Genomic DNA, 16,552 nt, shown 5'->3' on the forward strand with positions numbered 1-16,552 from the left:
GGTCTCGACGCGGAGCCCCGGACATTCCCGGAGCATCACCGATCCCGCGAACGCCTGCGCCGTCGCAGCCAATGCAGGATGCCGGTCGCCCATAGCAGCGAGGGGACGAGGCCCGCCACCACGGCCAGGATGCGCGTAGCCAGGCCTCCGACCGTCCCGTCATGCAGCGTGCGGATCCAGCTCGCCACGGCGGTTCCGCTATCGGCACGGCGGACATCGTGCACCGCCAGCACCTGTCCCGAGACCCGGTCGATGAAGACGTAGCTTCCCGGAAAGCGCGCATGGGGGTCGCCGGGCACCTGGAGGCGCACGCGGATCGGTGCGTCGTGCGCGCCGGGTATGTCGATGAAGACGATCCGGCCATCCGGCAACGCCCGATGCGCCACGTCGAACGCTCGCACGATCGTCGTGCCCGCACCCGGGCCGCCCACGGACTTGGGAGCCGGAATGGCATCGGGCCGCAACATGGCCTGGGTGACGGCAGGCAGCGCGAGCAATATGCCGGTCGCGACCAGCACGAACAGCAGCACCACGCTCCAGAGGCCGGACAGCTTGTGCAGGTCGCGCAGGCGGCGGATCGGCGCCGCGTCGCGTTTGAAGGCAACCGCCTTGCGCCAGCTTCCGCGCGGCCACCAGACCGCGATGCCGGTGACCAGCAGCAGGAGCATCGCCACGCCCGACCAGCCCACCACCTGACCGCCCAGGTCGCCGGCCAGCAACGCCATGTGAAGCTGGTAGAGCCAGCTCATCAGATAGCCGCCCCAGGGTTCGGCACGGACGATCCGCCCGCCATCGGGCGAGAACCAGACCATTATCCGATCGGCGTGATGACCGTGACCGGACGACGGATAGAAGCGCGCCGGGATCGCGCCGCCTTCGCCCGTCACCTCGATGGTCCATTTGCCGACGGGATCGTGCCAGCGGGCACGCCCGGCCGCCAAGGCCCGATCCCAGACCGGCGACGTCAGGTCCGGCGCACCGTCGCTCCGCCCGCCCTCGACCACGGGATGAAGCGCGGCGTCGATGCCGGTGTAGAACACCAGTGCCGATCCGGTGAGGCCCAGCACCGCGAACAGCAACCCCAGGCCCATGCCCAGCCAGAGATGAACATCGCGCACCAGGATGCGCGCGCGCGATGCCGTCGATCGGCGATGGCCGGGCATCAGAACCGCGTCGCCAGCGCCACCTCGACCGATCGCGGCGCGCCGATATAGATGTTGGTGGTCGGATAGCCGGAATATTCGCCGTAAAAGGCGTTGGTCAGGTTCCGGCCGCGCAGCGTCAGGGTCGCCTGCGGCGCGACGGGCACCGACAGGCTGGCATCCGGCACGATATGCCCGGCGACCTGGATGGTGTTGGCGGTGTCGGTATAGAAGGCGCCGGCATGTCGCAGGAAACCGCCCAGCGTCACCGCGCCGGCGATGGTATAGAGCGCCGAGGCATTGACCGTCGTCGAGGGGATGTTGATCGGGCGGTTGCCGCTTCGATCGACCCGCACGCCCCCGACCAGCTCGGAAAGCGCGTCATAGCGCGCGTCGGTGTAGGACACGCCGCCCGACAGGCGCAGCGCCTTCACCGGAGAGAGGACGCCGGACAGCTCGACGCCCTGCGAGGACTGCCGCCCGCCCTGCACGGCCAGTGCCGGGTTGTCGGGATCGCGCGTCAGGATATCGCGCTGTTCGATCCGATAGGCCGCGCCGGTGACGCTTGCGCGCCCGCCCCAGCCACTTGCCTTGAAACCGGCCTCATAGGCACGCCCCTTCGTCAGCCGGAAGCGGCTGTTGGCGATCGAGGCCAGCAGGATCGAGGATACCGGCGATACCGCCGTCGTATATTGCGCATAGAGCGTCAGGCCCGGCGCCACGTCCCAGGTCGTGCCCGCACGCCACGAGACGGGATCGAAGGTCGGGCGGTTGCGATCGACCGCACCGGTGACATTCTGGATCGTCGCGCGGTCCAGTTCCATATGGTCCCGGCGTATCCCGCCCACCAGCAGCCACTTCGGCGTCAGGTTCAGCGCCTCCTCCGCAAAGACCGAGGTCTGTTTCAGCCTGGAATCGAAGGTGACGTTGCCGGCGGTGAAGATCGCTGTCCCGGTGGGCAGGGGCAGGACGGCCGGGTTGCGCACGTCCACCGCCGGGAGGGCGGAGGGGGAGGCGGTCTGCCGCAGGCTGACGAAATCGGTGTCGTTATGCTCGACGCCCAGGCCGAAGCGGTTGCGCAGGCCGATGATCCGGCTGTCATGGCCGATCACGCCGCGCGCGTTCCAGAACCGGTGATCGTGGCGGAAATCCTGATAGGTCTGGCGGAAGCTGCCGCTCGGGAACGCCGGGGTGGGCGAGACGAAGGTCTGGCTGTCCGCCAGCAGGAACGCGCGCTTGGCCGTATAGCCGGTCAGGTCGAGCGCGACGGTCCAGCCACTGCCGATCGACCAGTCGAGCCGTGAGCGCAGCGTCGTTTCGTCGGCACCGGAATAGGCGCCCCGGGGATTGTAGTTGCGGCGACGCAAGCCGCGATCGGCGACCAGGCCGTTCGCCGTCGTGACGGCATCGGTCGGGTGCAGCGCATATCGGCCGGGGATCAGCGGCAAACCCTGATAGGTGGCGTCGTAACGATCCTCGAAATGATAGACCGCGACGAGCAGCGAGAGGCGATCACTGGGCTTCCATAGCGCGCTGGCGGTCAGTCCGGCCGAGAAGCTGGCGTTGTCGTCGACATCGTAGAGACTGTCCGACCGCTGGTAGCTGGCGTCCGCGCGCACCGCGATCGTCGACGAAACCGGCAGGTTGACCCCGCCGCCTGCGAACACCGTGTCGAAGCTCCCGACCGACAGCAGGGTATCGAGATGGCGTTCGCCCAGCACGGGCTTGCGCGTGACCTTGTTGATGACGCCGGCCAGCGCGCCTTCGCCGTAGAGGACCGACGCCGGGCCCTTCAGCACCTCGATGCGGTCGTAATGCCAGTTGTTGCTGTCGCGCTGGACGACGGTCGATGCCGACACCCGCACCCCGTCCTGAAGGATCGAGACGGTGTTCCCGGCGAAGCCGCGCAGCGAGACGACCGCCGGGTTCCCCGGCACGTTGCCCGCGATCGCGCCCACCACATCGTTGAACGTCTCCCGCGCGGTGCGAAGGCCGCGAAGCTGGAGATCGTCCTGCGTCAGCACCTCGACGCTCGCCGGCGTCTCGCGGATCGAAAGGCCGAGCCGACTGCCGGCCTGCGCCTGATCGTCCAGCTTCAGCGGATCGCGCTGGCCGGTGACGACGATCGTCGCATCGGTGCGATCGTCGGTGGCGTCGCGGGTCTGTGCCGCGACCGGCACGGCCAGCAGCAGGCAGGACGCAGCCGCGCCGACCGGAAGATGTTTTCGAAGCATCGAAATACCTTTGACCGGCCCGACGCCAAGGGCGCGAACCGCGGTTCATGGACGCGCCGGATCAAGCGCGTGGAACGACAGGTCAAAGGGAGGTCGGCGGTCCTCGCAGCGGCGGACGGAGATAGGCGGGACATGAGGGGGCCCGCGGGACCGTGGCGATCAGGCCAAGCGCCAGGACGAATGCGATCAGCGCGGCGAGCTGGACGGGATCGATCGCGCCCAGCATCGCGGCCGACAGACCGGAGAAGGCACAGGGCGTCTCCGCCTTGCCATGGTCCTTCAGCCCGCCATGGTCGGGCATGTCACCATGCAGGCCCGGCATCGCCATCGTCATCGCGCGCGGCGCGGTGCCCGGGCAGAGGGTGACGGTGATCCGCCCATGATCGGTGTCGATCATGTAGCCGACGGGGACCAGCAGCTTCAGCAGCAGCGTCGCCGCGCAGATCAGCACGGCAAGATGGCGTTGCGCCAGAAGATGCCGGACGGCGTGCACGGAGGACGACTTACCCTTGCCATCCGCTTGTGTCACTTGGACATTCCGCCCCGCTCCGGCTTTCCCCTAGCGCGCCCCGGTCAGGCTATGGAGACACCCGGGCCGAGCCCCTCCCCTTCAGGGGAGGGGTTGGGGTGGGGCATCTCCGCACGCGCCGCATTTGGGGAAGCGCCCCAGCCTCCGACGGGTCGATCAGCCGAACAGCCAGGTGCCGAGCAGACGGTGAAAAGGGAAGGTGAAGAAACCGGCGACCAGCAGGGCGCCGATCACCATGCCGTGCACCGCCCGGCGATGCCGGGCCACATCGTGGCGACGCGCCGTCCACCAGATCAGCGGCACCTGCACCAGGGTCCAGAACGACAGGAGGTGGATGACGGAGAACCGCCCCGGCCCGGAGACGTGGATGAACAGCGAGGAGATCGCCGTCGCCAGCATGGCGACGATCCACAGCTTGCCGATCGTCCGGTGTCGCCGGTCGCCGCGAACGCGCAGCAGCATGACCGGCGTCAGCGCGGTCGCGACGAGGATGGTCGCAAGGTGCAGCCAGATCAGCGCCGGTACCATCCGCCACTGATCGTGGCCCCGCAGGATCGCTGCGACGGCCGCGACGAACAGGATGACCGCACCAGCCGACAGCAGGCGGTCGATCCGTTCCGGCCGCACGGAGGCGCGGGGCGCGGCGGGATGAGCGACGGACGCCATCATGCCTCCGATCCCTCACCCGACACGCCGGAACGATGGCCGAGGCGGGTCAGGACCAGCAGGACGAACGGCGTTACGACCACCATGGCGACCAGCCCGGCGACCGGCGACACCATGCCTGCGACGAAGCCGGTCGCGGCGATGACGAGCGGCGACCACATCGACCGCCGCAACTGTCGGGCATCCTCCGCCACGTCGGGATCGCCTTTCGACAGGTGCCGCATCGCGACGGTGATGACCCGGACATTGGCGAGCCCGACCAGCAGCAGATAGGCCGTGTAGAAGCCGATCGCGACGCGCATCAGCGAATAGTCGCTCAGCACCGCGGTCGGGAACGGCATGAAGGCGATCGCCATCAGCAGCAGCAGGTTGGCGCGGACCAGCGCCGGATCGGCCGCGTCGATCATCGCCATCAGCCGGTGATGCCCGGTCCAGAACCGGCCGATGACCAGGAAGCTGATGATGAAGCCGATATAGTTGGGCAGCAGGTTCGCCAGCGCCTGCGCCAGTGATGATTCCGTGACGGCGTGCAATTCCGGCAGGCGCACCTCGATCACCAAAAGCGTCATGGCGATCGCGAACACCGCATCCGAGAAGAAGGTCAGCCGTTCGAGTTTGGCGTGTCCACGGTCGTTCGTCATGGTCGTCCCCCCAGCGCCGCATCTTCACCGCAGGTCGACGCCAAGGCAAGCCGCAGAGAAGGCCGAGCGCAAGGCCCGGTCATCGAAACGCTTCCGACCGTTCACCGCGGACACGTCATGGCCGATCGAGACGGCCCCGGCCGTTTCGATCGCCTTGCGTTCCAGGAAGCGTCTTGGTCAGGTCGCGAAGCTGGTCGAACGGGAGAGCGCGTCCCACCGGTCGCGTTCCTCTTTCATCGCCTCCAGCTTCTGATCGACCAGGCCGAGCGCGTCGGCCCCGAGGAACAGCCGCGTGGGCGGCGTTTCCGCGTCGATCAGGGCCAGCAGCGCCTGCGCGGCCTTGGCGGGATCGCCCGGCTGGTGGCCGCTCTTGGCCTGCCGTGCCGCGCGGAGCGGGTCCATGACCGCGTCATAGTCGGCGATGCTGCGCGGCGTGCGGTCCATCGAGCGCCCCGCCCAGTCGGTGCGGAACTGACCGGGGGCGAGCGCGGTGACGCGGATGCCGAAGCCCGCGACCTCCTTGCCGAGCGCTTCCGAAATGCCCTCCAGCGCGAATTTGCTGCCGCAGTAGAAACCGATCCCCGGCATGGTGATGAACCCGCCCATCGAGGTCACGTTGACGATATGGCCCGCCCGGCGCGCGCGCATGCCGGGCAGCACCGCCTTCATCATCGCCACCGGCCCGAACACATTGGCGGCGAACTGACGCTGGAGATCGTCGATCGACGATTCCTCGACCACGCCCTCGTGACCATAGCCCGCATTGTTGACCAGCACCTCGACCGCACCCGCCCTCCGCTCCGCGCGGGCGACGGCGTCGGGGATGGCGGCATAGTCGGTCACGTCCAGCACCAGCGGATGCGCGCGATCGGGATCGAGCGCCGCAAACGCCTCGGCGTCGCTCTCGCGCCGGACGGTGCCGATGACCCGGTGCCCGGCATCGAGCGCCCCTTGCGCGAAGGCGCGACCCAGGCCCGAGCTGACACCGGTGATGAGGAAGGTCTTTGGCGAGACGGCGTTCATACGATAACCCTGTGAAACCGGATAACTATATCATGATATAGGTGCGTATGACGCTAAGCAAGCCCAACGGCTCCCCCGGCGAACGGGGAGCGCCCGTCCGCCAGCGGGTGCTCGAAGCGGCGGAACGGCTGCTCCGCTCGGGCAAGGCCGGATTTTCGATGCGCGACCTGGCGGCCGAGGCGGGGGTCAGCTTCGCCACCCCCTTCAACCAGTTCGGCAGCAAGGCTGGCGTCATGCACGCCCTGTCCGGCCGACGGATCGAGACGATGGCGATGCGCTACACCGCGGCGACGCCGCCAGCGGACAGGGCAGGCCGTATCAGGCTGGCGGTCGCGGTCGCGGTCGCCGTCATGCTGGAGGAGCCGGACGTGAACCGCGCCGTGATGGGATCGCTCGGCACCGCCGGCCCGGCTCGAACCGATGCCCTGGAACGATCCGCGGCCTTTTGGGCGCTGGCATGGACGGGCGAGGCCATGGTCGGCGTTTCACGTCGACCATCGGCCAGCGACGGACCCTACCAGCTCGCCCTCGCCTTTCGCGGCGCCTTGTCCTTCTGGTCGGCTGGCGAGCTATCCGACGACGAACTTCGTCAGGCGGCCCTCGCCATCGCCGACACGCTGGCGCCCGTTCCGCCTCACTTGCCGTGCCGGACGTCGCCTGGATAACCAAGGGGTCGGGCGATCATGGAAAGCGGAATGGCCCCGGAAGAGGGAAGGGTTCCCTTGAGGCAAAGGGCGAACGCGATGAACCAGGCCGATCCGCAGGTCCAGAACGACCTCCGGCAGACGATTTAACGTTAATTATACAATATCGTGCCATTCGGGTGCCATGCCCGTTCGAAGATCGCTCAAGCACGTTTTCGCGGCCGCTGGAAACGCCGAACCAAAGTCGCTTACTTTCCGAAGCGATCGGCGAGGGTCGGTCAGCCTGCTCGGCGTCCTCGCACTGCTCAGCCTGATCGGCACCGCGGCCTTTGCCGTCGAACTGGGGCAAGGTTACCGATCGAAGATCAGCCTGCAGGGCCCGGCCGATGCCGCGGCCCTGGCGGCGGCAAACGCCTATGTGCAGTCGCCCGATGATGCCGTGCTGGCCGCCGCTGCCAAAGATGTCGCACTGGCGAACGGCATCCTGCCGCAGCGGGTGACGGTCCGGCACATCACCGGATACAGCGCCACGATCAGCGATGTCGTGCAGGTCACGATCACGACGTCCATTCCGCTCCACCTGGCCCGCATCTTCACGCCCAAGACCAGCTATGACGTCACGGTCGCGTCGATCGCCTCCTTGCCGAGCAGGCAGGCGCCGCCCTGCATCCTGGCGCTGGCGCCGTCCAATGGCGTGACCCTGTCGGGCGGCACGTCCGTCAGCGCGTCCAATTGTGCCCTGCTCTCGAACGGCCCCATCGCGATCAGCGGTGGCTCGACGATCAGCGCCAAGGCGGTCACGTCGTCCGGCGATATCGGGTTGAGCGGCGGTAGTGGGCTGAAGGCCGATACGATCACCTATGGCGGAAGCCTGACCAATGCCGGCGGCAGCAGCGTCACCGGCCGCCAGGTCAAGGCGACGGGCAGCACGCCCGACCCGCTGGCGAACAACAGCGCGCTGGCGGCGGCTTTCTCCCGGCTCGGTTCCTATACCGCCCCCCGAAGGGCGAGCGTGCCGACCGGCGACGACCTTTCCCTGTCCTATTATCCCACGACGATGACGTTCCAGGGCAAGACCGGCACGCTGTCGGACGGGACATGGACATTCCCGGCGGGCGAATATCATTTCGCCAATCTCAATACCGGGTCGCTGAAGCTGAACATCCAGGGGCCATCGGTCGTGACGGTGAGCGGCAGCGTGACCGTGGGCGGGGGCGGGGGGCTGATGCTGCCCGATGGGCCGGTGACCATCAACGCGCCCGTCGCGCTGAGCGGGGGCACCACCCTGACCGTGGGAGCCGGTCGCCACTATTTCGGTTCGATCTCGCTGGGCGGCGGGTCGACCGCCACGATCGGCGCGGGCGACATGGATGTGGCGGGCGCCATCCTGGTGGATGGCGGCGGCAGCCGCCTGACCGTGGGGGCCGGAAACTATGCCATCGGGAATGACGGCAAGGGCACCGCGATCGGCCTATCGGGGGGGTAGCGAAGCCAGCTTCGGCGATGGCGCCTTCAGTGCCAACGGCGCGGTCAAGACCGCCGGCGGCAGCAACATCGTCTTCGGGGCGACCGGTACCCATTATATCAACGGCGATCTGGACCTGAACGGCGGTTCCACCTTCGGGTCCGGCACCTACCTCATCAATGGCGGCTTTACGAACAATACCGGGGGCACGATGGCGGGCCGCGACGTCAGCTTCATCCTGGCGGGCACGTTGAAAGCCGCCGGGGGAACGGCCATCGCCCTGAACGCGCCGTCGAGCGGATCGTCCTTCGGGATCGCCGACATTCTCTTCGCGACGCGCTCCAGCGCCACGACCACGCTGGGCGGGGGGACCCAGGATGCCTATTCCGGGATCATCTATGCGCCCAATTCCGACTTTCGCATGAGTGGCGGCGCGAGCATCGGGGGCGGATGTTTCTCCCTGGTCGCGAAGACCGTGACGCTCTCCGGGGGGCCGAGCGCGGCGACCGCCTGTGCCAGCATGTCGGCGGGCGGGAATAGCGGCAATGTGGGACTGGTGCGATGACCAGGAAAGCTCCGTCACAGCTCCTCCGGGACACCCGGGGTGTCGCGGCGATCGAGTTCGCGCTCTGGTCGCTGCTCATCTTCGGCGCGCTCCTCCCGGCGCTCGATTTCGGCGTCTATCTCGTCAGGAGCGCCAGGCTGAGCAGCGCGGTCGAGCAGGCCTCGATCCTTGGCTATAACATGCGCAACGCCAATGCGTTGGACGTCGACCGGCTCTCCCGATATGTCGTCGCCGCCAGCGCCCTTCCCGCCGATGCCGTCACCGCGACCATCCGTTGCAACGGCCAGGCGCAGAATTGCGCCGTCGCCCCGTCCGCGCGCTCATGCTCCTGCGTGGCGCCCGGCCTGCCGACGACCTATGTGCCTGCGTCCTCCTGCGGCGCGCCCTGTCCCAGCGGCGCTACCTCGGGCTTCTATGTCACGATCGCCGCAACGTCGAACTATCGCTCGATCATCCGGAATCCGTGGCTCGATGGTTCGACCATGGCGAGCGCGGTGACGGTGAGGCTGCCATGATCCGACGCCTTCGAGCCGACCGCAAGGCAGCCAGCGCGGTGGAATTCGCGCTACTCGCACCGGCCCTGCTCAGCTTCATATTCCTGCTGATCGAAGGGGCGCTGCTGGAATGGCGGCAGCAGGGGCTTCAGCAAGTGGCATCGGAAAGCGTCCGCTGCTTCGCCCTCGGCGCATCGGGGTGCGAGACGCCGGAGGCGACGCAAGCCTATGCCAGTGCCCTCGCTCAACAACGGGGCATCCCCGCACCGCCGAGCAGCGTGACGGTATCGACCGACCAGATTTGTTCCGGGGCGAATGGCATGAACAAGGTGACGATCGTCGTTCCGATCAGCCTCGCCACATCGCTCCTTCCGAAATCCCTTTCGACCCTCAACGCGAATTCCTGCTTCGTCGCGCCGAATTGAAGGGGCGCCACTCCTTGGGTGAGGGGTCGAGCGGGCCATAGGCTCGGGATCGCAAGCGCGACGGATCGGGAGATTGCCCGCCTCGCTTGCCGTTCGATTTCGGGCACACCGCCGCTTGCGGGAATAGCAGCCGCCATTAACCTGCATCAGCGCGACCCGGCCGATCCCCGACCGCCGGTCGCGCCCTCGAATTTGGAGACAGGACCTTGTCGCGCTTCCGGTGTGTCGTGCCCTCGCTTCTCGCCCTCGGACTTGCTGGAGCGGCTTGCGGCCAGGCGAGCAGGAGCGACACGCCGACGGACAGGATCGAGGTTCCCAAGGTGGAACGAAAGGGCGTTTGGCAACCGACCGTCGGCGGAACCCAAATGCCGTTATGGCCCGCCGGCGCCGCTCTCGCCAAACCGGACACCGGCGACGAGGCCGAAGCCACGGGCAACGGCTCGCCGCTGGTCGGTGGCAGGAAGTGGCATTGGGTGAGCTATGTCACCCGGCCGACCATGACGATCTACCGGCCGAAGGGGCGGAACACCGGTGCGACCATGCTGGTGCTACCGGGCGGGGGCTTCTACGCGGTCGCGACGGATCTGGAAGGGACCGAGATCTGCGACTGGGTCGTCACGAAGGGCATGACATGCGTCATGCTGAAATACCGGACGCCGCAGGTCTGGCCCAAGGTGAATGGGCGGCAGAAGCGGCCAGACATATTGCTGGGTCTGGAAGACGCGCAACGCGCCATGGGCTTGTTGCGTCACCAGGCGACGGCCTATCGGATCGACCCTCATAAGATCGGCGTGATCGGCTTTTCGGCGGGCGCGTATCTCGTGACGAACATGAGCAACGATTACGAAAGGACCTATCCCGTCCGCGATGCGGCGGATCGGGTATCGCCCCGGCCCGACTTCGCGATCGTCGCCTATACGGCCCGTGTGTGGGACACCGGCAAGGGCAGGAACGAACTCGAACTCGCCCCCTGGGTAAAGATCAACCCCAAGGCACCGCCGACGCTCATCATCCATGCGATGAACGACCCCGTCGACAATATCCGGCAGCCCATGGCCTATGCGCTGGCGCTCAACGACGCTGGCGTGCCGGTGGATATGCGCCTCTACGCAAGGGGAGGGCATGCCTTCGGCATGCGGCCGACCGCCGATCCGATCACAAGGCAATGGCCCGGGCAGGTCGAGCAATGGCTGCACGACATCGGCATGCTGTAGATCGGGATAGCCTTTGCGTCCGCCCGTCTCACCGGGCGGGCTTTGCGGGATCGTTCGCGGGCGTATCGACGGACGGGACGGTGTCGGCATAGAGGTCCCAATGGTCGAGCAATTCGTGCACGACGGGAACGCCGACGCGGTAATTGGCCTCATAGGCGACCATTTGGCCGGGGCCCTCGTCGCCGACACTGGCGGTCGCCGAGGTGCCCGGCGGTGGCATGGACGGATTGCTGCCCGTGCGGAGAACCATGACCCGCCCCGGGTCCACCAGTTTGAGCTTGGCGCCCAGTTCGATCGCTCCGGCCAATGTCTGGCGTTTTCCATATTGGTCATGGCGAACACGCCCTTCTGGTGCGTCCACAATCTGACCCAGTCGCGCGCCCAGCGGGTACGTCCCGGACCATGCCAGTAGCGGCGCGAACCCAGCGTTTCGCCCATCAGCACGAACGGCGGACGCTGCGCATTGGGATAGCCCTTCCACGCCGCCCGCGCCCGGCGCAGCGACGGAGAATCCGGTATCCGGACCGAACGCGTCCGCTCGAAGGCCCAGCGTGCCAGGCCCTGGTTCAATTCGATCGCCATGCCCAGTCCGGATATGTCGTCGGTTCCGCCGAAGCTGTTGCCGTTGGTCGGCAGCCGATCGGGCTTGTCCGCGCCGATCGCGAAAAGGCCGTAGGGCCATGATGTCGGCACCTCGCGATCGTCGAATTCGCGCAACGTATCGCCCTGTACCACCCAGCGAGCCCATGCCGCGCTACCGACGGAGGCCACGGCAGGATCGACGCCGGAAATCCCCGTGAACAGCCAATATGTCTTGGTGAAATCGAAGCGGGGGTCCATCAACAGCCCGATCAGCTGCTGGCCATTGTCGCTGAACAGGGTGCCGGTGCTGCCCCAGACCATGCCGTACAGTCCCTGCGCATTTCGGCGCAGCGGGTGTGTCGCACCCGGCAGGGGAATGACTTCGTCCAGATGTTCGCGCTCGGCCCAGAGCTGGAACTCGCCGGGAACATCGCCCATGTCCTTGCCCGGCTCGAAATTCGCGATGACGATCACCTTGACCGCTATGCGCCGGTTCGTGGGCAGGGGAGGCACCGGCGGCTCCTGCGCCGTCGCCACCGATGGCGGTGCGAAAGCCAGGGCAAGGGAGAAGACGGATAGACGGAGGATCGATCGCATTGCTGACTCCCGCGACTGGAAAACCGATACGCGCTCGCCAACCATGCCCCCGGAACCCGGCATGCCCGGTGTCGGCGCTAAGGCATGGCATCGGACCGACGACCAGCGAGCCGCCAGCAACTATCGATTATAGATGTGCACGCAAACGCAATGAATCTGACGCAGCGTTGCAGGAAGTAGAGCAGCGACACGGACCGCAGCCTGGGACAGACGCCGTGGGAATCGTCTCGGCTGCGTCATGCCGCCATGCTATCCATGCGCCATCCCGGCTGACGGCCATCCCCGATCGCGGCGCATCGCCTGACGCCCTTCGACGACACGGCAACGGAGACAGGAACGATGGTGAAGAGATATTCCCGCATTCTCGTGATCGCATGCATGGCCCTGAGCAGTCCGCTGTCAGCCCAGGACAGCGACGGCCAGGATCACCCCGATCTTCCGCGCTATCCGCAATCCGTCATCGACGGCTACCGGGCGCCCTCGCTCGACGAGATCGTCATCCCGACCGGCCCGATCGCCGATGCCGAGGGGCAAGCCAACCGGCAGGTCGTCGAAGGCACGGTCACCCATATCGATTACCGGGTGAAACCGGCGACCGCGCCCTTGCAGATCGAGCGCTATTATGACGGCGTGCTGCGAAAGGCGGGGTTCGCGATCGCCTATTCCTGCGTCGGCCCCGCCTGCGGGCGCGATATGGGCGCGTTGATCCTCAATTCGGGCAAGGTGGCGCCGGTCGGGCTGGCGGACGGCCTGTTCAACGACCGGATACGGGTGATGGTCGCCCGGCGCGCCGAAACCTGGGTCGTGCTGCACATCGCCGAAGGACCGGATCGGTCGCAGATATACGAGGCGGTCGTGGAAGGCGCATCGGCGCGTCGGTAAAGGATGTTCATATCATGACGGTGCGCCGACCGGCCGATCCGACAGGGCCTTTTGCAGGCGGTCGGCCATGTCGGCGAGGGGGACTTGCGCGATCGCATCCCGATCGGCCCCCGCGCGCAACAGGTCGGCGACGACCAGCAGATGCTGGGTCACCTCGTCGACCGATTGCAGGCTGGTCATATGACGCCGCAGCGTCTCGTTGTCGCTGCCGAGGTCATAGGCCAGTTCGCCGAGCCGCTGGGACGCCAGCAGCAATTCGTCGGCCAGGGCGCCATAGACGATGGCACCACCGCCCTCGGCAGGCCCGGTCATGATTTCGAGCATTGCTTGACGATCATCGCGGCCAGGCCGTCCCGCGCCACCGGCTGACTGGCCATGCCCCGGGCGAGGACATAGCCGCCGCCCGGCGCGGGCGAGAAGGGGGCCGGTGAGAGGATGGTCGAAAACGTACGCTAAGCGTCGCGGCCGGTCTGATGGAGGCGAAGCGGTCTGAACCGCTCGCGGGGCTTGTGGATCTCGCCCCAGAGATAGTCACCGGTGAGGCCGATATGCTCCCAGCCCAGCGGGGCGACATGGGCGAGCAGTTCGTCGGGCACGTCGACGCCGTTGCCACGCAGATGCCGGACGGCTCGGTCGAGATAGACGGTGTTCCACAGCGTAACGGCTGCGGTGACGAGGGTCAGGCCGGAGGCGCGATGGCGCTGGTTCTCGAAGGTGCGGTCGCGCAGTTCGCCGAGCCGGTTGAAGAAGATGGCGCGGGCGAGCGCGTTGCGGGCTTCGCCCTTGTTGAGGATGCTGCCGGTGCGGCGCCGCTGGTCGGGATCATCGAACCAATCGAGCATGAACAGGGTGCGCTCGATCCGCCCGATCTCGCGCAGGGCACGCGCGACCGGGTTCTGGCGCGGGAAGCCCGCCAGCTTGCGCAGCATGATCGAGGCGCTGACGGTGCCGGCGCGGATCGAGGCGGCAAGGCGCAACGTCTCGTCCCAGTCCGCCTCGATCGCACGGACGTTGACCGGACCGGCCACGAGGGGGCGAAGGGTCGGCCACGGGTCGAGCGGCGACAAGCCATACAGCCGGCGTTCGTTGAGGTCACGGATGCGCGGTGCGAAGCGGAAGCCGAGCAGGTGGCATAGGCCGAACACATGATCGACCGCGCCTGCGGTGTCGGTCGCGTGTTCGCGGATGACCAGCTCGCTTTCATGGTCGAGCAGGCCATCAAGGACGTGGGCGGCCTCGCCGGCATTGGCGGCGATGACCTTGGTGTGGAACGGGGTGAAGCGGTCGGTGACGTGGGTGTAGAACAGCACGCCGGGTTCGGTGCCGTAACGTGCGTTGCGATCGGCGCGCGCCTCGCCCTGGCCCCCGGCGCGGAAGAACTGGCCGTCCGACGACGATGTGTCGCCCGGTCCCCATACCGCTGCGAGCGGATGCGCGGTGTGGCAATCGACGATCGCGGCCAGCGCCGACAGGTAGGTTTCATCGCGCACATGCCATTCCGCCGTCCAGCGCAGGCGCGGCAGCGTCAATCCGCGCGAGCTTTCCGCCATGCGGCCCAACCCGAGATTGGTCGCATCGGCGAGGATCGAACCCATAAGCGCGGACGGGTCGGAGGCGGGTGCGCCGCTGCGCGCATGGACGAAACGGTTGGCGAAGCCCGACCATGCGGCAACCTCGACCAGCAGGTCGGTGATGCGGACACGCGGCAGCATCGCGTAGAGCCGCACCTTCAGCGCATCGGCATCGTCGGACGGGGATCGCCGGATCGGGGAGATCAGCAACTGCCCGCGTTCGATCGTCACGTCGACCAGCTCGCCCGCTGCTGCTGCGCGTTCCACCTCCGTCATGCGCCGGGCCAACAGAGTGCGGCGTTCCTCATACCATTCGCGAAAGTCGCTCGGCACGGCCAGACGAAGATCGCCGGTCGCGCGCAGGCCTCGAAGGCGGGCACGGGCAGTTGATAGTCGTCGAGCGTGCGATAGGCGCGGCTGCCATCCACCCAGATGCTACCCGACCCGAGCCGTTCGCGCAAATGGACGATCACGGCAATCTCATAGGCGTGCCGGTCGATCGCACCTTCTGCCGGTTGCACCACCTTACGCCAGCGGGGCTTGATGAAGCTGGTCGGCACCCGCTTCGGCAGGGCCGATCGACCGTCGCGGTACATCGTCCGCAACACCTCGATCGCGCCGAGCAGCGGGTCGCCCGACCGCGCCGTGCGGAAGGTGAAGGCGGCGAGGAAGGTCGGGGCGAACCGTCGCACGGCGGGATAGCGTTCGACCACTTCCTCCAGACCGTCATCGGCCGCGCGCGTCAGATCCTCGGCGAAACGGATGCTGCGTTCGAGCTGGTCCCAGCCCAGCTTGGCGTCGATTGTGCGGAAGGCATCGCGACCGCTCGCGCGGGCGTCGACCAGCAGACGACCGAGCCGGGCATGGAAACGCGCGGTATCCTTCAGCATCCGTGCCTGGCCGATCAGTCGATCGGACCGCGTGCGGTCGGCACGGCGAAACAGCGCGCCGACCATCTTCTCGACCATGACCAACGCAGCATCGGTCAACGCCGCTTCCACCTCGATCATGGAAGCGACGAGCATGGCGAGCCGGCGCGGGCGTTCGAGACGCCGCAGGTGCTGTGCGGTGACGATGCCGGCGGTCCGTGCGATGACGGCATAGCGGGCGGCATGAATGCGGCGCGCCCGGTCGGCTGCGATGCCGATGCCGCGCACCGCGTCGAGCCGTTCGACAATCCCTTTCAGGTTGGCGGCCGATGGGGCTTCGGGCCATTCGCGTATCCATCCGAGCCGGGTACGGCCGTGGTCGTCGGAAGCGATCAGATGTTCGAGCGCCGCTTCCTGCTCGGCCGAACAGTCGCGGATCAGGTTGGAATGGGCCGCCTTGCGCGCTCGTGTCCGCACGATGAGCGCGAGCCGTTCCAGCGTCGATGCCGCCGGCAGCACGATCCGGTCTGCCCGCAGACGATCGACCATCCCGGCGACGATCGTCTCGCCCCGGTCGGTCGAGGCGGCGATCTCCGATCCCAGCGCCAGCATCACTCGCACGTCCACTCGCGCAAAGGCACGCAGACCGAGCAGGGCTTCGATTTCGGCACGGTGTTCGCGCAATGTCGTGGGGCGCATGGCATAGCTGGTAAAGTCGTCGGCCGCGCACCCAATCTGATCGGCGAGCAGCACGAGCATGGCATCGGGCACCGCCTCGTCCGTCAGCAACCCCCGGCCGGGATGACGCAGGTAGCAGAGCTGCACCGCATAGCCGATCCGGTTGGCCCCGCGCCGACGTTGCGCCACCTGCGCCAGATCGTCGGGACCGAGCGTGTAGAGCCGTTCGATTGTCGCACGATCGGCAGGCGGATCGAAGATCGCGGTACGCTGTGCAGGCGACAGGATAGTCTTGGTCGGCATCGGTGTCCTGTTCGTCACGAAACAGGAA

General features: G+C 67.3%; 15 protein-coding genes and 2 pseudogenes. 7 read left to right on the top strand and 10 right to left on the bottom strand.

The window, feature by feature from the left end; translation table 11 throughout:
* Window positions 1-35: 35 nt before the first annotated feature.
* From QE379_RS00345 to QE379_RS00370, 6 genes are all read right to left on the bottom strand, one after another.
* Window positions 36-1,163 carry a PepSY domain-containing protein gene (locus tag QE379_RS00345; RefSeq protein ID WP_306996761.1) on the bottom strand — a complete coding sequence of 376 codons (1,128 nt, stop codon included), beginning with the start codon at window positions 1,161-1,163 and terminating at the stop codon, window positions 36-38.
* The gene (locus QE379_RS00350) at window positions 1,163-3,376 is read right to left on the bottom strand and encodes a TonB-dependent siderophore receptor (RefSeq protein WP_306996763.1); all 2,214 of its coding nucleotides are present in this window, start codon (window positions 3,374-3,376) and stop codon (window positions 1,163-1,165) included. The genes QE379_RS00345 and QE379_RS00350 overlap by 1 nt, the downstream gene beginning before the upstream one ends.
* Window positions 3,377-3,458: 82 nt before the next feature.
* A complete protein-coding gene (locus tag QE379_RS00355) occupies window positions 3,459-3,869 on the bottom strand; it encodes a hypothetical protein (protein ID WP_306996765.1) in 411 nt (136 codons plus the stop codon).
* 192 nt (window positions 3,870-4,061) lie between these two features.
* Entirely contained in the window at window positions 4,062-4,574 is a 513-nt protein-coding gene (locus QE379_RS00360) for a DUF2306 domain-containing protein (RefSeq protein WP_306996767.1), read from the bottom strand.
* Window positions 4,571-5,212, bottom strand: a complete 642-nt coding sequence (locus QE379_RS00365; protein ID WP_306996769.1) for a TMEM175 family protein — start codon at window positions 5,210-5,212, stop codon at window positions 4,571-4,573. Before QE379_RS00365 ends, QE379_RS00360 begins: the two co-directional genes overlap by 4 nt.
* 177 nt (window positions 5,213-5,389) lie before the next feature.
* Window positions 5,390-6,235 (bottom strand): oxidoreductase, encoded by an 846-nt coding sequence (locus QE379_RS00370; protein WP_306996772.1) that lies wholly within the window; start codon window positions 6,233-6,235, stop codon window positions 5,390-5,392.
* Between the two features lie 47 nt (window positions 6,236-6,282).
* Between QE379_RS00370 and QE379_RS00375 the strand changes: the two genes are divergently transcribed.
* The 6 genes from QE379_RS00375 to QE379_RS00400 all read left to right on the top strand — a co-directional run bounded on the left by QE379_RS00375 (window position 6,283) and on the right by QE379_RS00400 (window position 11,042).
* On the top strand, window positions 6,283-6,900 hold the full coding sequence (locus QE379_RS00375) for a TetR/AcrR family transcriptional regulator (protein ID WP_306996815.1): 618 nt from the start codon (window positions 6,283-6,285) through the stop codon (window positions 6,898-6,900).
* Window positions 6,901-7,063: 163 nt separating this feature from the next.
* Entirely contained in the window at window positions 7,064-8,365 is a 1,302-nt protein-coding gene (locus tag QE379_RS00380; protein ID WP_306996774.1) for a pilus assembly protein TadG-related protein, read from the top strand.
* Window positions 8,325-8,909 carry a hypothetical protein gene (locus tag QE379_RS00385; protein ID WP_306996776.1) on the top strand — a complete coding sequence of 195 codons (585 nt, stop codon included), beginning with the start codon at window positions 8,325-8,327 and terminating at the stop codon, window positions 8,907-8,909. Before QE379_RS00380 ends, QE379_RS00385 begins: the two co-directional genes overlap by 41 nt.
* Window positions 8,906-9,424, top strand: coding sequence for a TadE/TadG family type IV pilus assembly protein (locus QE379_RS00390; protein WP_306996778.1), 519 nt, complete (start codon window positions 8,906-8,908; stop codon window positions 9,422-9,424). The genes QE379_RS00385 and QE379_RS00390 overlap by 4 nt, the downstream gene beginning before the upstream one ends.
* Window positions 9,421-9,828 carry a TadE/TadG family type IV pilus assembly protein gene (locus tag QE379_RS00395; protein WP_306996780.1) on the top strand — a complete coding sequence of 136 codons (408 nt, stop codon included), beginning with the start codon at window positions 9,421-9,423 and terminating at the stop codon, window positions 9,826-9,828. Before QE379_RS00390 ends, QE379_RS00395 begins: the two co-directional genes overlap by 4 nt.
* 365 nt (window positions 9,829-10,193) lie before the next feature.
* Complete coding sequence (locus tag QE379_RS00400; RefSeq protein WP_306996782.1) at window positions 10,194-11,042, top strand: alpha/beta hydrolase; 849 nt, start codon at window positions 10,194-10,196, stop codon at window positions 11,040-11,042.
* 28 nt (window positions 11,043-11,070) lie between these two features.
* Here the strand turns inward: QE379_RS00400 and QE379_RS00405 are convergent, their stop codons facing one another.
* A complete protein-coding gene (locus QE379_RS00405; RefSeq protein ID WP_306996784.1) occupies window positions 11,071-11,349 on the bottom strand; it encodes a hypothetical protein in 279 nt (92 codons plus the stop codon).
* A gap of 68 nt (window positions 11,350-11,417) precedes the next feature.
* Window positions 11,418-12,284 (bottom strand): annotated as a pseudogene (locus QE379_RS00410) (purine nucleoside permease); the annotation flags it as partial.
* Between the two features lie 315 nt (window positions 12,285-12,599).
* Here QE379_RS00410 and QE379_RS00415 point away from each other — a divergent pair.
* Window positions 12,600-13,103, top strand: a complete 504-nt coding sequence (locus QE379_RS00415; protein ID WP_306996787.1) for a hypothetical protein — start codon at window positions 12,600-12,602, stop codon at window positions 13,101-13,103.
* Window positions 13,104-13,115: 12 nt separating this feature from the next.
* Here the strand turns inward: QE379_RS00415 and QE379_RS00420 are convergent, their stop codons facing one another.
* On the bottom strand, window positions 13,116-13,415 hold the full coding sequence (locus QE379_RS00420; protein WP_306996789.1) for a hypothetical protein: 300 nt from the start codon (window positions 13,413-13,415) through the stop codon (window positions 13,116-13,118).
* 140 nt (window positions 13,416-13,555) lie between these two features.
* Window positions 13,556-16,524: pseudogene (locus tag QE379_RS19535) on the bottom strand (Tn3 family transposase).
* Between the last annotated feature and the right edge of the window lie 28 nt (window positions 16,525-16,552).

The sequence above is a fragment of the Sphingomonas sp. SORGH_AS_0879 genome (assembly GCF_030819175.1).
Taxonomy (GTDB): Bacteria; Pseudomonadota; Alphaproteobacteria; order Sphingomonadales; family Sphingomonadaceae; genus Sphingomonas.

What these genes read in the sequence shown, in the direction of transcription:
- QE379_RS00350 (WP_306996763.1), bottom strand. Translation starts at nt 3,376, where the DNA reads ATGCTTCGAAAACATCTTCCGGTCGGCGCGGCTGCGTCCTGCCTGCTG.
- QE379_RS00400 (WP_306996782.1), top strand. Translation starts at nt 10,194, where the DNA reads ATGCCGTTATGGCCCGCCGGCGCCGCTCTCGCCAAACCGGACACCGGC.
- QE379_RS00385 (WP_306996776.1), top strand. Translation starts at nt 8,325, where the DNA reads ATGACGGCAAGGGCACCGCGATCGGCCTATCGGGGGGGTAGCGAAGCC.
- QE379_RS00360 (WP_306996767.1), bottom strand. Translation starts at nt 4,574, where the DNA reads ATGATGGCGTCCGTCGCTCATCCCGCCGCGCCCCGCGCCTCCGTGCGG.
- QE379_RS00390 (WP_306996778.1), top strand. Translation starts at nt 8,906, where the DNA reads ATGACCAGGAAAGCTCCGTCACAGCTCCTCCGGGACACCCGGGGTGTC.
- QE379_RS00380 (WP_306996774.1), top strand. Translation starts at nt 7,064, where the DNA reads ATGCCCGTTCGAAGATCGCTCAAGCACGTTTTCGCGGCCGCTGGAAAC.
- QE379_RS00345 (WP_306996761.1), bottom strand. Translation starts at nt 1,163, where the DNA reads ATGCCCGGCCATCGCCGATCGACGGCATCGCGCGCGCGCATCCTGGTG.
- QE379_RS00365 (WP_306996769.1), bottom strand. Translation starts at nt 5,212, where the DNA reads ATGACGAACGACCGTGGACACGCCAAACTCGAACGGCTGACCTTCTTC.
- QE379_RS00420 (WP_306996789.1), bottom strand. Translation starts at nt 13,415, where the DNA reads ATGACCGGGCCTGCCGAGGGCGGTGGTGCCATCGTCTATGGCGCCCTG.
- QE379_RS00395 (WP_306996780.1), top strand. Translation starts at nt 9,421, where the DNA reads ATGATCCGACGCCTTCGAGCCGACCGCAAGGCAGCCAGCGCGGTGGAA.
- QE379_RS00375 (WP_306996815.1), top strand. Translation starts at nt 6,283, where the DNA reads ATGACGCTAAGCAAGCCCAACGGCTCCCCCGGCGAACGGGGAGCGCCC.
- QE379_RS00370 (WP_306996772.1), bottom strand. Translation starts at nt 6,235, where the DNA reads ATGAACGCCGTCTCGCCAAAGACCTTCCTCATCACCGGTGTCAGCTCG.
- QE379_RS00415 (WP_306996787.1), top strand. Translation starts at nt 12,600, where the DNA reads ATGGCCCTGAGCAGTCCGCTGTCAGCCCAGGACAGCGACGGCCAGGAT.